Below are 15,554 nucleotides of genomic sequence, written 5' to 3'. Positions count from 1 at the left end.
AACTTCTTATCGAAATTTTTCCGAAATATAAAATGTGAAACCAAAAAGTGTTATAGCACTAATAACAAAACACGACACGCCGTAACTTGCAAATAAATCGATTCTGAGTATAGTTATTACTCGGCTCAAGAAATGACCAACGCCCCTTTAGCTCAGTTGGTTAGAGCAGCTGACTCTTAATCAGCGTGTCCAGGGTTCGAATCCCTGAGGGGGCACAAACAAAACCCAAGCTTTGCGGCTTGGGTTTTTTCGTATTTAGATTTTTCATTATTCACATATGATTTATGGGCTATAGGCCAAAAAGTGTGTAAAGCTAAGCTGATTAATCTTCTGGCGTATAAGCCACAGTACACACACCGTTAATAACTCAGTTAACGAACTGAGAAAATAACGGTAATAGGCACGACACTGTTAATAACTCAGTCAGCCAACTGAGAAAGTAAGGGTCATATGTTACTAGTGCAGTACGTAATCTGCGACAGTAACAGCGTTTGACGATTTATTGTTAAATATTCAGCTAATACATGTTTCGAACACCAAAGAACATAAGAAATAACCCACATTCGATATGCCGCGAGCCGTACTGCTATAAGGGTTATGAACTGATTTTTTACACACTTTTTATCCGGGTGGCGAATGTGCAGAAAACAGATTTGATTACCGCAAAACCCTTGTATTGCAATGCGTGAGACATGATTTATTACACACTTTTTGGCCTATAACCCCAATATTCCAACAAAAGACTGACTCTCAGACACACTTTCGCCATTTACACAATAACATTTAAAAAAAAACAATGTTGTGATAATTTTTGTGATAACTATAAAAAAGTAAAAATTCAAAACACGCTAAACAACGCCAAACAACACACCAAACAACACAAAACGATCTATGTGTAATTCTTCAACAGAAAATACAAAAAGACCCCACGATTTTCCTCATGGGGTCTTTTCTAAGACTTAACTAATATCTTCAGTTAGAAAAAATACTAGGCAAGAATCTTGGTCACACGACCAGAACCAACGGTACGGCCACCTTCACGAACTGCGAAGGTCAAGCCCTCTTCCATTGCGATAGCCTGGATCAACTCAACAGTGAAGGTTGCGTGATCGCCTGGCTGAACCATTTCGATGCCGTCTGGCAAGGTGATAACGCCAGTAACATCGGTGGTACGGAAGTAGAACTGTGGACGGTAGTTGGAGAAGAATGGCGAGTGACGGCCACCTTCGTCCTTGGTCAAGACGTAAACTTCGCCTTCGAACTTGGTGTGTGGAGTCACAGAACCTGGAGCAGCCACAACCTGACCACGCTCAACGTCGGTACGGTTGATACCGCGGAGAAGAAGACCAGTGTTATCGCCAGCCTCTGCCTCATCCATCTGCTTGTGGAAGGTCTCGATAGAGGTGACGGTGGTGGTCTGGGTATCGCGCAAACCAACGATCTCAACTGGGGTGTTGATTGGGAGCTTACCACGCTCAACACGACCGGTGACAACGGTACCACGACCGGAGATGGTGAACACATCTTCGATTGGCATCAAGAATGGCTTGTCAAGATCGTGAGTTGGGGTTGGGATGTACTCGTCAACAGCCTTCATGAGTTCCTTGACGGTCTCTACCCACTTGTCGTGGTCTGGAGCGTCATCATGCAAAGCGCCGTAAGCGGAAGTACGGATGACTGGGCAATCGCGATCGAAGCCGTTTTCTTCGAGGAGGTCACGGACCTCTTCTTCAACGAGATCGATAAGCTCTTCGTCGTCAACCATATCGCACTTGTTCAAAGCAACAAGAATTTTTGGAACGCCGACCTGCTTAGCAAGCAAGACGTGTTCACGGGTCTGAGCCATTGGACCGTCGGTAGCAGCAACCACGAGGATTGCGCCATCCATCTGAGCGGCACCAGTGATCATGTTCTTAACGTAATCAGCGTGGCCTGGGGCGTCCACGTGAGCATAGTGGCGTGCAGCCGTCTGATACTCGATGTGGGCGATGTTAATGGTAATGCCGCGCTCCTTCTCTTCTGGAGCGGCGTCGATCTGATCGAAGTCATACTGAGGGTTCAGATCTGGATACTCGCCATGCAGCACCTTAGAAATAGCCGCGGTCAAGGTAGTCTTACCGTGATCAACGTGACCGATGGTACCAATGTTAACATGCGGCTTAGTACGCTCGTACTTTTCCTTTGCCATGTGTTTGTCCTCCTGGACGTCTCGTAGTTTGCTTCACAACCTTATGTGAAGCCTCTCGCTACATATTTACTGGGTTTCTGGGTTAGGTGCCACTTCGGTGCCAGAACCCAGTCAACGTACGAAATTCTAGCGTTGACTAGGGACACAAAACACCGAAGTAGCGTGCGCTTTTACTCGCCGCGCTGGGCTTTAATAATCTCGTCCGAAACAGCCTTTGGAACTTCCGCGTAAGAGTCCATCTGCATGGTGAACATTGCACGTCCCTGAGTCTTGGAACGAAGATCACCAATGTAGCCGAACATCTCGCTCAGTGGAACCTTAGCGTCAATAACCTTAACGCCAGTAGCGTCGGTCATAGACTGAATGTTTCCACGACGGGAGTTCAAATCGCCCATAACGTCACCCATGTACTCTTCTGGAGTACGAACTTCCACTGCCATAATTGGCTCGAGGATTACTGGGTGAGCCTTAGGAGCAGCTTCCTTGAAGCACATGGAACCTGCAATCTTGAAGGCCATTTCCGAAGAATCAACGTCGTGAGTCTGACCGTCGGTAACGGTTGCTTTAACGCCAACCACTGGGAAGCCTGCCAAAACGCCAGATTCCATAGCTTCCTGCACACCTGCGTCGATGGAAGGAATGAATTCCTTAGTAATGTGGCCGCCAGTGACCTCGTTAACGAACTGATAGACTTCGCCAGATTCTGGATCGATTGGCTCGAAGTTCATCAAAACCTTTGCGAACTGACCAGAACCACCAGTCTGCTTCTTGTGGGTGTATTCCTGGTTCATAACAGCCTTACGAATGGTTTCACGATAAGCAACCTGTGGCTTACCAACATTCGCTTCGACCTTGAACTCGCGGCGCATACGATCCACAATAATGTCGAGCTGAAGCTCGCCCATACCAGAAATCAAAGTCTGACCAGACTCTTCATCGGTCTTAACCTGGAAGGTAGGATCCTCATCAGAAAGCTTAGCCAAAGCCAAGCTCATCTTTTCCTGATCTGCCTTCGTCTTTGGCTCCACAGCAACCTCGATAACAGGATCTGGGAAGGTCATGGATTCCAAAGAAATTGGGTTCTTTTCGTCGCACAAAGTATCACCAGTGCTGACATTCTTCAAACCGACAAAGGTGTAAATGTTTCCAGCTTCTGCAGAATCTACAGGATTTTCCTTATCTGCGTGCATCTGGAAGATCTTACCAACACGTTCCTTCTTGGACTTGGTGGAATCGTACACAGAATCGCCTGGCTTAACTTCACCAGAATACACGCGCACGAACACAAGCTTTCCATAGAATGGATGGGTTGAAATCTTGAACACCAAAGCTGCAAATGGATCGGTGTTTACTGGCTTACGATCAATTTCAACAGATTCGTCGCTTGGATCAAAGCCCTTAATAGATGGAACATCTTCTGGGCTTGGAAGGAAGTCAACAACAGCATCCAGCATTGGCTGAACGCCCTTATCCTTGAATGCAGAACCGCAAGTTACTGGGAAGGCTTCGCGAGCAATAGTAAGCTTGCGAATACCCGCGCGCATTTCTTCTTCAGAAAGCTCTCCAGATTCGAGGTACTTCTCAAGCAACTCTTCGTCAGCTTCTGCAACCTGATCCATAAGCTCGGCACGATATTCTTCTGCACGCTCCTGCAGGTCTGCAGGAATGTCAACGGTGTCGTAGTGGGCACCCATATCGTCCTTAACGTCATTCCAGACGTAAGCCTTCATACGAATCAAGTCAACAACACCAAGGAAGTCGTTTTCAGCACCGATTGGAAGCTGAATAACGAGAGGCTTAGCACCAAGCTTTTCCTTAATGGTCTTAACAGAATAGTAGAAATCTGCGCCAAGCTTATCCATCTTGTTGATGAAGCAAATACGTGGAACACTATACTTATCAGCCTGACGCCAAACGGTTTCAGACTGAGGCTCCACGCCTTCCTTACCATCGAACACTGCAACAGCACCGTCGAGAACACGCAAAGAACGCTCAACCTCTGCGGTAAAGTCAACGTGTCCTGGTGTATCGATGATGTTGATCTGGTAGCGATCGTCAGTGTCATGAGTCTGACGCTGCCAGAAGCAAGTGGTTGCAGCAGACTGAATAGTAATACCGCGTTCCTGCTCCTGTGCCATGAAGTCCATGGTGGATGCGCCATCGTGAGTTTCACCGATCTTGTAATTCTTACCAGTGTAGTAAAGAATACGCTCGGTGGTAGTAGTCTTACCAGCATCGATGTGCGCCATGATGCCGATGTTACGAACCATATTCAGGTCGTTAAGCACATCTTGTGCCATATTATTATCCTTAGCTCTTTAAGATACCGATTATCTTGTGGATTACCAGCGATAGTGAGCAAAAGCCTTGTTTGCTTCTGCCATCTTGTGGGTATCCTCGCGGCGCTTTACAGAAGCACCCAAGCCATTGGAGGCATCGAGAATTTCGTTAGCCAAACGCTCAGCCATAGTCTTCTCACGACGAAGGCGGGAGAAGTCTGTAAGCCAGCGCAAGGACAAAGTGTTTGCACGAGCAGGCTTAACTTCGACTGGCACCTGGTAGGTTGCACCACCGACGCGGCGGGAACGAACCTCAAGGCTTGGACGAATGTTATCGAGAGCGCGCTTCAAAACAGAAACTGGCTCCTGCTCGGTCTTTGCCTTCACCTGCTCAAGAGCAGTGTAGACGATGTTTTCTGCGATGGACTTCTTGCCATCGAGAAGAATTTTGTTAATCAACTGAGCCACGACGGTCGAGCCGTAGATTGGATCAGGAAGCAGCTGATGCTTTTTTGCAGGTCCTTTACGTGACATGTTTTACTTCGCCTTCTTTGCTCCATACAGGGAACGACCCTGCTTGCGGTCCTTAACACCCTGGGTATCGAGAGCACCACGCACGATGTGGTAACGCACACCTGGGAGATCCTTCACACGGCCACCGCGCACGAGCACAATGGAGTGCTCCTGCAAGTTATGACCTTCGCCTGGAATATAGGCGGTTACTTCAATACCCGAGCTGAGGCGCACACGAGCAACCTTACGAAGCGCAGAGTTTGGCTTCTTAGGAGTGGTGGTGTACACACGAGTGCACACGCCACGACGCAACGGGCTACCTTTCAAGGCCAAAGTCTTTGACTTCTTAGGCTTGGCCTGACGTCCCTTACGGACGAGTTGTTCAATCGTAGGCAACTTAAGTTCTCCGATTCATTGTTATCTTCTATTTGGTGAAAACCGCCACACTGCAGCACACCTTAAACCATGAATCGGTTAAAAGAGTAAAAGCCACAGTCCACCGGCCCGATGGCCCTCATGCCTCCAGCCACGCATTACTGCGCGCTATCCTTGGCACTTGGGATATCCCAACGAGAACACCTATAACATAAGGCGCACCGTTGGCACACACGAACTACTATTATACATCCTTGCTTGACAATTAAAATACGCTTAAATAAGATCCGCTTAAACGAACTACTTTAAAATAGGTCTTGCGGGAGCAGAAACATCAAGACGTTGCCTGTTTCCAATTTTGCTAGGATCATTGATAATCACGTCTACAATCGCCTTTTTAAGATCTAAATCTGAAGAATCACCCCAAACAATTACACGATGAATTTCTACGTTAGAAACAGTGGAAGAAATCTCAGTTTCAACAGAATCCTGAGTTCTGGCACTAACTCGCATTACATGTGAACGAAAATCTTCAGACAAAGAACTTACAATTTTCAACGCCTCACGTACAGCCTTACTGCTCAAACTCTTGTGAACGTCTGTAACTTCAATAACTGGAATTCCTGTAGTAGGAACATTTTCAACTGCATTAAGAACTCTACCTTTAACGTCAACAGCTGTTAATTTTTCACTACCGTGAGATTTAAGTATCGCAGCAGGCTTTTGCGCTCTAACCGTTATTTGCAATCCTTGAGGGAATTTTTTTGAAACCTTAGCTTCTGTAACACCAGGTATGTTATTAAGTTGCTCAATTATTTCTTGAGATGACACTAAAAACAGCGATTTATTTACCTGATTAGATGCAATAGACGAAATTTTTTGCTCACTAACCCATTCGTTAGAGCCAAAAATACTAATATTTTTAGACTTAAGTCTAAATACAGGAGAAAAGAATAGAACCCAACATAGCAATGTTATAGATGCAATTATCAGAAAACTATAGAGAAATCTCAACAGAATCGTACGTAAACTAGCGAACTTTTTTTCTTTTTCTCTAGCACTGAAATCTATAACTTTAGGCCTAGAAACAATACCTAATGGCCCAGCGGTTGAACGCAAAGTCTGTTTTACAAAATCAACTACAGAAAGTCTCCTAGCATCTACAAAAGTGTTTTTAGAAGCATTATTTTTTGTAGATTCACCCGATACAGAAAACTCTGCAGTTACAGAAGACGCAGAAGATTTAGATGCAGTTGTAGGCACGGAAGATGTAACAAACTCAATAGAACTATCAGATGTAGTTAAATTCGATTTTGCTGTTCTACCTTTTTTGCGCAATGATTTTTTAGAAATCAGGTTACGATTTTCCGCATCGTTTCCAGTCGTACTAGATACAGTACGACCTTCAGACTTGCTAAAAATCACACGCCCCATACACTACCTCTTAAATCAGCTTACGACTTTTATCTGCTTTAAAATTTTATAAACTCTTATAAACTCACAAACTTTTGGAACTCAATGCTTCAAGCATAACAGATGTCATAGCTGTGATACTTCCTGCTCCAACAGTAAACAGCACATCGCCATTTTTTGCTCGATTAGCCAATTTTAGAGCACCTTCACGCATATCTTCCACTGCCTCGATATTAGACGTAATATCATCTTTCCTAGCTACATCAACAATAGTTGACGCGTGAATATCTGGGAAATCTTCCTGTTTTTCTCTAGCTGGGAAAATTCCAGTGACGATCACGTCATCTGCAAGAGATAATGCAGATGCAAATTCGTGCGCAAAAGAGCGAGTTCTAGAAAACAGATGCGGCTGGAAAAGAACACGAATACTAGCATTCGGATATCTTCTTCTTGCAGCGCGCAAAAGAGCATCTATTTCCGTAGGATGATGCGCGTAATCGTCTACAACCGTTACTCCATTAACACACCCACGAATATCGAATCGCCTAGAAGCCCCACGAAAACTAGAAGCACCATCTGCCGCATCTTTAGGGCTCATGCCTAAAAGCATCGCAGCAATAATAGCAGCACATGCGTTCCTAGCATTATGCAATCCTGGAATTATAAGATTAACGTCTATAAAATCGCCATTAAATTCAATAACAAACGATTCACTTCCGCTACCCGTTTTTTCACTTTCATGCTCAATAAAGGCAAATTTTACAAAACTTTTCACTCGATCATTCAGCAAAGAAACATTATCTTTATTACTTGTGTAAACGATTGTTTTTTTAAGAGAATCATCGCTTAAAGCATCTAAAACGGCACGAGCGCCATCATCATCTGCACAAATCACAATATGCCCAAGAGCATGGCTTAAATGTTCAACAAAAGCCGAGCGATAATTTTGCGCATTCCCATAATGATCCAAATGATCCGCTTCAACATTTGTAACAATTGCAATATACGGATTATATTTTTCAAAGCTGCCGTCGGATTCATCCGCCTCCGCAACCATAACGATTCCGCTGCCAGCATGCCCTCCGTCTATTTCACCACCATCTTGTGCTTGAATAGATCCACCAATCGCATAACTCGGGTCTGCTAGATCACCTTTACCACAAACTCGCAAAATATGTGCTAAAAGTGAGCTTGTTGTAGTTTTGCCATGCGCTCCAGCAACAGTTACTCCCCTTTTAGCACTTAAAAGCAAGGATAAGATGTCGCTTCTGTGTACGAGTTTCACACCATTTTGATAAGCAGCAATAATTTCAGGATTACTCGGCTTAATCGCGCTAGAATACACAAGAATATCGGAATTTTTTATATGACTTGCACTTTGACCTATTTTTACATTTATTCCAAGTTCTTCTAAGCGTCTTGTGTGGTCATTTTCTTGACAATCACATCCACTTACTTCTACCCCTTCTTCGTGTAGCATTTCTGCCAAAACGCTCATTCCAGCTCCGCCTATTCCAATAAAGTGAACAGAGCCTAACGAAGATATGGTCTGGTCTGCTTCAAATGCTGAGCGCATAGGATTCATATTAATATCCATAATTATCTTCTGCTTTCTTTTGCAATATCAAGAATATATTTTGCCATTACGCTTGCAGCATCACGAATGCCATATTTCCAAGATTTTTCACGCATTTGTTCAAGACGATTTGTATTGTCAAGCAATTTCAACACATTGTCATGAATCCAGTCAACAGTAAAATCAGAATCGCTAACCATAATCGCTCCTCCTGCATCCACAACAGGCTGTGCGTTAAAACGCTGCTCACCATTACCAATCGGCAGCGGAACGTAAATTGCAGGAAGACCAATAGCAGATATTTCTGCAACAGTACCAGCGCCAGACCTACAAATCACCAAGTCTGCACAAGCAAAAGCCCAGTCGATCCTCTCCAAATATTCACAAATATGATAATCACCTAAACCTGCATGCTCTGGCTTAACGTCGTTTATTTGATTGAGACCAGCCACTCGCGCAACATTATCTTTAACTTCTTTAGACTTTCCAGAACCCGTAAGATGAACTATTTGAGCACACTTAAGCAAATCGCCAGCAGCAATAGAAACAGAATCGTTCAAACTTTTAGCACCTAAAGACCCACCTGTAACAAGTACAATAGGTCTACTTGGGTCTAATCCAAGCTTTTTAGCACCTTCTATCCTAGCTAAATCAGAATCTTGTGTAATTTGTGCGCATAAATCAGATATCGCTTTTCTAAGAGGCAAACCGACTCGTAACGCTTTTGTGCACGAACCTAATTTTGAGCATAAACCAGTGCCATCATAAACACAACCAATCATGTTAGCCCAACGCGCACCAAGTTTATTTGCCATTCCAGCACGAGCATTCTGCTCATGAATAACAATAGGCAATCTCATGCTGTGAGCTTGCGAATAAACAGGAGCAGAAGCATAACCACCAAAGCCAACAACAACATCAGCGCGTCTTTTTTTCAGTATTTCACGAACCTTATTCTTTTCACGAACCCATTTAAAAGGAAACTTAAACATGTATAAATTAGGTTTTCTAGGAAAAGGAACTTTCTCAATGACATCAAGCGGTAAACCAGCTTGTGGAACAAGAGTCTTTTCTAATCCAACATTAGTTCCAATAACACTAATTTTTACAGATTCATCTAAATCTTTTAACGCGCTAGCTACAGAAAGAAGAGGATTAACATGACCTGCTGTTCCGCCCCCTGCTAAAACAACATGCAAAGAATCTTCATCGACATTATCGACAGAGGAATCAGAGTTCACATCTTCCATATAAACCACCTACATTCGAGCTAGAGTGAATCTAAAATAAATTTAAATCAATCTAAAACCACTAATTATAATAATTTCTAACCTAATCTAAAACTTTAATCTAAGACTAAACAATTAGACAATAACCAGACTTTAACGTTTATTGTCATCCTCACTAGAAACTGACTTAATACTGCTATTAATACTAGGCTTAATATAAGGGTTACTTCTAATAAAACAGTCCGCAACACCAATACTCAACAAGCACATAACTAAAGACGAACCACCAGCAGAAATAAACGGCATAGGAACACCCATAACAGGAAGAACTTGAACCACAACCAATATGTTTATTAAACCCTGACCTACAATCCATGTAGCAATACTTATAAGAGATATCGAAACAAACTTACTATGAGATTGCAATGCGGAAGTTAACAAACACCATCCAATAACAATATAAAGAAGAATCACACAAGACGCTACAAAAAATCCCATTTCTTCGCCGATAATCGCAAAAATAAAATCATTATGAGCATAAGGTAAATAATTCCATTTTTCTCGAGAATTACCTATGCCAACACCCATAAGACCACCAGAAGCCATAGCATATTGCGCATGAATAGCTTGGAAGCACACGCCTTTTATAGACTTAGCATCACAACCATGGATAGTCGCAAGAATACGCCTCATACGATTTTGACTAGTAACAACCAACAATAAAACAGCTGCAGATGCAGATATAAGAGCGATAACGAGCCACTTTGTAGGGAATCCTCCTATATAAAATGCGACTACGGCTATAAGAAGAATAATCAACGCAGTACCAAGATCTTTACCAGCAACAACAAGAAGCAATGAAACTCCGAGAGCCACTACAGACGGAATGTATGCGCGCATTTGAACACGCTCATAAGCTTTTTTAGCCAGTATAAGAGCCATAGGAAGCCAAATACATATAGCTAACTTGGTTATTTCTGCGGGCTGCATTGTAAAAGGACCTATTTTAATCCAGCTAGCATTACCATTAACCTCATGTCTAATTCCTGGCACAAAAGTCAAAAATTGCATAAAAACAGATATTGCGTAAATAACAATAATCTTACTTTTATAGAAATCGACTGGAAGACGAGAAACAATCAAATAACCAATAAATCCAATAATGCAATAAATCAATTGACTTATTCCAGAACCCCAAGGACCTGCTCCATAAGTAATCATAGTCACTGAGGAACTTGAAAAAACCATAAATAAGCCGAAAACAGAAAGCATTGCAACAGATATTCTTAAACCATACAAACACCATAATGGGTTAAATATGCTACGAATACCAACGTATTGTTTAAAAGCATGACTGTTTTCATTAAAAGTTTCATACGCTCTTGACGATTTAGTAGAACGCTGTTTTTTACTAGAAGAAAACAATCGCAAAGGCTTTTTATTAGCATTGTTAGGATTAGATTTTTTGCTATTCACGTTCATGACTATTAACCCATCGCTCAGATTCTTTAGCAAAACGAGATCCGCGATCCGCATAAGACACAAACTGATCCATTGATGCACACGCTGGAGCCAGCAACACAACATCTCCTTGTTTTGCATAGCGTCCGGCAGCATCAACTGCTGTAGAAATAACTTTTTGACCTAGAGAAGGATCTGGGCTAATAGTCTTATCGTTTTCCACTTTTTTAAGAACAGAATCATCCGCATAATCAAAAGATTCACAACCTGTTCCATCTGGAGAAACAATAGTTACTGGAATATCTTTTCCATTAGCATTAAGAGCTTCTATAATCGGTTTTTGATCTACACCAATCACAACAGCAGCCTTTATAATACTTCTATTATCTTTAACTAGATCTTCAAAACAACCGCCTTTTGCAAGCCCCCCAGCGATCCAAATTACAGATTTTTTACCAAAACTAGAAATAGATGCTGCTGCAGCGTGAGCGTTAGTAGCCTTTGAATCATCTACAAAACGAATCGAGTGTTCAGGAAGATTATCGTCAGCATTTAAAGTTGCGACAGTTTGAATCCTGTGACCTCCTGGAGCAAAGTTACACAAAGTTTTTACAGCATTTTCAACATCTGGATTCAACCCTAATGTAAGAGCTAAAGCAGTCAAAGCATCTGCAAGAAGATGAGGATATACGCTTCCGTCTGGTTCACATAAATGCTTAAGATCCCTTAGCTCCACTAATTTAACTGGATCTCCAACTTTTCCGCCAGCAACACCACTCTTATCTACAATCCAACCATTTTCAACACCTATTTCTCCAGATTCTGGAGGTTCAAGTGTAAAGCCAATTTTCTTACAACCATCTTCTACTTGAGCGTTAGCTGCAAGTTCACTTACTCTAGAATCCTGAGCATTATAAACAAGAGCCTTTTTAACCCCATTAAAAACTTTAGACTTGTCTTTTGCGTAAGCTTCAATCCCACCGTGCCAATCTAAATGATCCGCAGCAATATTAGTAATAGCTGCACAATCTAATCTCATAGAATTAGTAAAATGAAGCTGGAAAGAGCTTAATTCTACACACAAAACATCATGTTCTGATTCCATAGCAGCGTGAGAAACCGATTTTCCAATATTTCCTACTGCAGGAGCATCAAAACCACAAGCAGTTAACATTTCGGAAGTCATCTCTGTAGTGGAAGTTTTTCCATTCGTACCAGTGATTCCAACCCAAGGTGCAGGATTATTGGTTTTATCTGAGTTTACACGAACAAGCCAAGCAAGCTCCACTTCACTAATAAGTGGAATATTACGCTTCTGCGCTTCTAGAATAAAAGGTGTACGAGGATTAAAAACAGGAGATGTTACAACAGCATCTATATTATCCCAATCAATCTTGGAAAAATCGTGTACCTGAGCCTCTTCCTTACGCTCATCTGCAGTAATCGCTGTAGCACCAACGGATTTAAGCACTTCTACAGCACCAATGCCAGAAACACCAAGACCCGCCACAAGAACATTATTGAACGGGAACTTCTTGTGGAACGACAATTCCCTAAGCAAACAATCTTCTGCAACGCTGCTCATATTATTTAACCCTCACCAATTACCAAGTAGATACTCAATTACTAAGTCAATGCTAATCGTTAAGTAAGAACTAATCGTTAAATCAGTAACCCAGAATGACCAGCCCAATCCGCATAAAACATCATCAATGCAGAAAGTACAAACATAAGCTCAATCATCCAAAAACGAACAACGACTTTACCTTCCGCCCAGCCAACAAGCTCAAAATGATGGTGTATAGGAGCCATTTTAAACACTCGCTTATGCGTAAGCTTAAAACATCCAACCTGAATTACATCACTACATGCTTCTATAACAAATAATCCGCCCAAAATAACAGCTAAGAACTCTGTATGAGTAGCTATAGAAAGAGCAGCAAAAAGACCACCTAATGCCAATGATCCCGTATCTCCCATAAATACCTGAGCAGGATTTGAGTTGTACCACAAGAATCCAAAGCAGGCAACAGCTGCACAAACAGCAATAATAGTCAAATCAAGAGGGTCAGATACTGCGTACGAGAAACCAAAATGACCACCACCTTTAACGTGGTAACTTTCCCAGAACGCAATCATAGCGTAACCAGCAAAAGCAATCATTGAAGAGCCAGAAGCTAAACCATCTAGACCATCTGTAAGATTTACAGCATTAGACCAAGCCGCCATCAAGAAGTTAACCCAAATAATAAAAACCACAATTCCTACGACTTGCCCAAACATTGAAAAATCAAGAAATGGTTTTTCAATAAAGCTCATACCAGCCTGAGCACTAGCGATACCAGACTGAGTTGGTAGCATTAGGGCCAAAAGCGCGTAAATGCTTGCAAAAATAATTTGACCAACTAGTTTTGCACGAACCGAAAGACCAAGATTCTGTTTTTTACGAACTTTTGCAAAGTCATCAATGAACCCAAGAAAACCCATAGAAAGCATTGCAAAAAGCACAAGCACAGCAGACCAGGATGGAGTACGTCCAACAGAGAAATATCTGTAAAGAGCAGAAGCAGCCCAACCAACTACAACAGCAAGGTTTATAACAACACCTCCCATTGTAGGAGTTCCACGTTTAACTAAATGAGATTGTGGACCGTCCTGACGAATGTACTGACCGTAATTTAAACGGTGTACTAATCGGATTAAAAGCGGCGTACCGACAATAGTAACAATCAGCGATACCACGATTCCCACGATAAGCGCAATCACAGGTTAACCTCCGTATGTTCACTAAGACTCTCATTAAGTTTAGACCAGCGTTCAGCTAACACGCTCAAGCCTGACGCATGAGACCCTTTCAATAACACAACACTACTCGAATGCGCGGCCACAAGATTCCACACAACGTTATCCGCCTCAGTGCAATCATGAACAAAATATACGCCATTTTCAACATCAAGGCTCTTATTCTGCCAATTATCTTTAGTACCTTTATAAATGCAACCAGCTAGTTCATCTAATTTTTTATCAAATTTAGAACCAACAGCTATTAGCGCATCAATATTATGCTTTGCAACATATTCGCCTATTGATTCATGCATATTATTCTCATTAGAACCAAGCTCTAACATAGATCCAAGAACTGCTATTCTAAAAATATTATTCTTTTTACTTGTTAGATCTTCTTCAGTATTAACGTTTAAATCATGTAAGTCATGATTTTCATAAGAACACAATCCATCAATTCCAGCCTTCATGGAATCAGGATTTGCATTGAATGAATCGTCAATAAGCGTAAAAACATTATTATTGTTAGAAATTTTAGAAAGCTGCATTCTATGCGGACTAATATGCGAAACTTCATGCAAAACTTTAGCAATACTATCAAGATTCATTCCAAAATATCTTGCCACATTAGAAGCAGCCATTGCGTTCATAACATTATGCTGTCCCTGTATAGAAAGATGGACTCTAACTGAGTTTTTAGACTTATCCTCATTCTTCTCATTAAGAACAAATTCTGCACAACCCATTTCATCTAATGAAATATCACTTGCAGACAATTGGTAATTGCCATTGTTGGATGCGTCAAAATCACCTTCCGTATTGCTGTTTTTACCAAACCAACGCAATTTATCTTGATCAACTAAAGAACGCATTGCAGATACTCGAAAATCATCAGCATTTAAAATTGCTATTCCGTGTGCAACAAGACCTCTAACAATCTCACTTTTTGCCTGAGCAATTCTTTCTACAGAACCAAACTCACCTAAATGCGCAACACCCACCTTCAATACAACAGCTAAATCAGGAGGAGCTATTGTTGTTAGTTTTGCAATCTCTCCAACATGATTTGCTCCCATTTCTGCAATAAGGAATCTCGTGTTTTCATTTACTTGCAAAGATGTTAACGGCAAACCAATTTCATTATTAAAAGATCCAATTGGCGCAACAGTGTTACCGAGCGTTGAAAGAAGAGCCTTGAGCATATCTTTTGTAGTGGTTTTTCCTACTGAACCAGTTATGCCGATAATACTAAACGGTGTATTTAACGCGCGGCGACGCTCAAGATTGTGTTTTGCTAAAAGTCCAAGAGCTTCAACCGAATTTTCAACAACTATTTGAGCAATTTTACTATTATTAGACTCATCTAACTTTACAAAATGCTCCACTATTGCAATTTTTGCACCAAGTTCTGCAGCTTTTTGAACAAAATCATGACCATCAACACGATCGCCTGGTATTGCTACAAATATGGAAGAATCCACAACTTTACGAGAATCACTTGTTGCATAAATAACAACATCATGATCTGTTATGCAAAATTTCTCAGAAGTAATACTATGGTTTTCTTTTACTAAACAACCACCTATAAAAAGTCTGCCATTAACCGCAGCAGCTACTTCTTTAACACTCATAGGCATCATACGCATATTATTGGTCGTTGTATTATTGCCCAAAGTCTTATTTTGCATCATAACCTCGTTATTTTCCCAACATTGGTTTCATTTGCTTTGCAACAA

Annotated in this window: 11 protein-coding genes and 1 tRNA gene; 1 reads left to right on the top strand and 11 read right to left on the bottom strand. The window is 41.7% G+C overall.

Going from position 1 to position 15,554, the window contains the following annotated elements:
- Positions 1 to 141: 141 nt before the first annotated feature.
- A tRNA-Lys gene (locus tag HXT53_RS01700) sits at positions 142 to 215 on the top strand.
- A gap of 773 nt (positions 216 to 988) precedes the next feature.
- Here HXT53_RS01700 and tuf read toward each other — a convergent pair.
- The 11 genes from tuf to HXT53_RS01645 all read right to left on the bottom strand — a co-directional run bounded on the left by tuf (position 989) and on the right by HXT53_RS01645 (position 15,506).
- Positions 989 to 2,188, bottom strand: coding sequence for an elongation factor Tu (gene tuf / locus HXT53_RS01695; RefSeq protein ID WP_004112314.1), 1,200 nt, complete (start codon positions 2,186 to 2,188; stop codon positions 989 to 991).
- Between the two features lie 170 nt (positions 2,189 to 2,358).
- The gene (gene fusA, locus HXT53_RS01690) at positions 2,359 to 4,488 is read right to left on the bottom strand and encodes an elongation factor G (protein ID WP_004112311.1); all 2,130 of its coding nucleotides are present in this window, start codon (positions 4,486 to 4,488) and stop codon (positions 2,359 to 2,361) included.
- A 42-nt stretch (positions 4,489 to 4,530) separates the two neighbouring features.
- On the bottom strand, positions 4,531 to 5,001 hold the full coding sequence (rpsG, locus tag HXT53_RS01685; RefSeq protein WP_004112309.1) for a 30S ribosomal protein S7: 471 nt from the start codon (positions 4,999 to 5,001) through the stop codon (positions 4,531 to 4,533).
- A gap of 3 nt (positions 5,002 to 5,004) precedes the next feature.
- The gene (rpsL, locus tag HXT53_RS01680; protein WP_003813881.1) at positions 5,005 to 5,376 is read right to left on the bottom strand and encodes a 30S ribosomal protein S12; all 372 of its coding nucleotides are present in this window, start codon (positions 5,374 to 5,376) and stop codon (positions 5,005 to 5,007) included.
- A 279-nt stretch (positions 5,377 to 5,655) separates the two neighbouring features.
- A complete protein-coding gene (locus tag HXT53_RS01675; protein WP_004575091.1) occupies positions 5,656 to 6,789 on the bottom strand; it encodes a cell division protein FtsQ/DivIB in 1,134 nt (377 codons plus the stop codon).
- 64 nt (positions 6,790 to 6,853) lie between these two features.
- On the bottom strand, positions 6,854 to 8,365 hold the full coding sequence (murC, locus tag HXT53_RS01670; protein ID WP_004137913.1) for a UDP-N-acetylmuramate--L-alanine ligase: 1,512 nt from the start codon (positions 8,363 to 8,365) through the stop codon (positions 6,854 to 6,856).
- A 2-nt stretch (positions 8,366 to 8,367) separates the two neighbouring features.
- Positions 8,368 to 9,594 carry a UDP-N-acetylglucosamine--N-acetylmuramyl-(pentapeptide) pyrophosphoryl-undecaprenol N-acetylglucosamine transferase gene (locus HXT53_RS01665; RefSeq protein WP_421780485.1) on the bottom strand — a complete coding sequence of 409 codons (1,227 nt, stop codon included), beginning with the start codon at positions 9,592 to 9,594 and terminating at the stop codon, positions 8,368 to 8,370.
- 132 nt (positions 9,595 to 9,726) lie between these two features.
- The gene (locus tag HXT53_RS01660; protein ID WP_004116890.1) at positions 9,727 to 11,055 is read right to left on the bottom strand and encodes an FtsW/RodA/SpoVE family cell cycle protein; all 1,329 of its coding nucleotides are present in this window, start codon (positions 11,053 to 11,055) and stop codon (positions 9,727 to 9,729) included.
- Positions 11,042 to 12,619, bottom strand: a complete 1,578-nt coding sequence (murD, locus tag HXT53_RS01655) for a UDP-N-acetylmuramoyl-L-alanine--D-glutamate ligase (protein ID WP_415704999.1) — start codon at positions 12,617 to 12,619, stop codon at positions 11,042 to 11,044. Before murD ends, HXT53_RS01660 begins: the two co-directional genes overlap by 14 nt.
- Before the next feature lie 77 nt (positions 12,620 to 12,696).
- Positions 12,697 to 13,800, bottom strand: coding sequence for a phospho-N-acetylmuramoyl-pentapeptide-transferase (gene mraY, locus HXT53_RS01650; protein ID WP_004116897.1), 1,104 nt, complete (start codon positions 13,798 to 13,800; stop codon positions 12,697 to 12,699).
- Entirely contained in the window at positions 13,797 to 15,506 is a 1,710-nt protein-coding gene (locus HXT53_RS01645) for a UDP-N-acetylmuramoyl-tripeptide--D-alanyl-D-alanine ligase (protein ID WP_004116898.1), read from the bottom strand. Before HXT53_RS01645 ends, mraY begins: the two co-directional genes overlap by 4 nt.
- Positions 15,507 to 15,554: the final 48 nt, after the last annotated feature.

The organism is Gardnerella sp. KA00390 (assembly GCF_049244075.1).
GTDB lineage: Bacteria > Actinomycetota > Actinomycetes > Actinomycetales > Bifidobacteriaceae > Bifidobacterium > Bifidobacterium vaginale.
The sequence above is the reverse complement of the archived record's forward strand: the minus strand, read 5'-3'. Positions and strand labels throughout refer to the sequence as shown.